Source organism: Neisseria sp. P0009.S007 (assembly GCF_051962515.1).
Genome location: NZ_JBQCVF010000783.1, coordinates 1 through 736, shown reverse-complemented (window position 1 = coordinate 736; position 736 = coordinate 1). Strand labels below are relative to the sequence as shown.

Below are 736 nucleotides of genomic sequence, written 5' to 3'. Positions count from 1 at the left end.
ATCTTCGGATTAGTATGAAAAAGAGCCTGTTTTATGCAGGCTCTTTTTTTATTCTTATTCCCTACCCTCAACGAAAATTAATTTAAGCGTTAACATACAAAAAAGGCCGTCTGAAACCAATTGGTTTCAGACGGCCTTTAGTCTATCTATCCCTATTGCCAAATTACAATAATGTCAACAAACAAGCTTTATTTTTCATTCAAAATCTTACCGACAATCTCGCCCACATCTTTGGACAAATCTTCTTGTGCATGGATGCGTTGCAATTCTGTGGTCATGACAGCTTTACGGTTAACTTCCAATTTATTGCAGATATTGAAGGCTTGTACTAATCGAGCGGCAACTTGCGGATTAAAGCGGTCGATTTCCATCACTTTATCGGCTATAAAGCGGTAGCCGCTGCCGTCTTCTGCATGGAAGTGCGGAATATTGCGACTGAAGCTCATCAATAAAGAACGGGCTTTATTTGGATTTTCAATACTGAACTTAGGATGACTCAAGGCCGTCTGAACTTGCTGTAAAGTATCTTTGCGACGGCTTGAAGCAATCAGGGCAAAGTATTTGTCCATTACTAAGGCATCATCGGCGAATTTATCGGCAAATTTCGTCAACAAACGATCACGGATTTCGCTTTCATTGCTGTTGATTGCGGATAAGATACCCCATTCGTGGGTCATGTTTTGCGCCATTGCTTCGTAATTCTCCGCAACGTGTTCGATATGCGCAGCGTCAGCAC

Annotated in this window: 1 protein-coding gene; it reads right to left on the bottom strand. The window is 41.6% G+C overall.

Translation table 11 applies throughout. The annotated features are described in order from the left end of the window. Positions 1-188: 188 nt before the first annotated feature. Positions 189-736, bottom strand: a 548-nt coding sequence (locus ACTHS3_RS16335; RefSeq protein ID WP_440368550.1) for an aminopeptidase N C-terminal domain-containing protein, incomplete at its 5' end; no start/stop codon positions are given.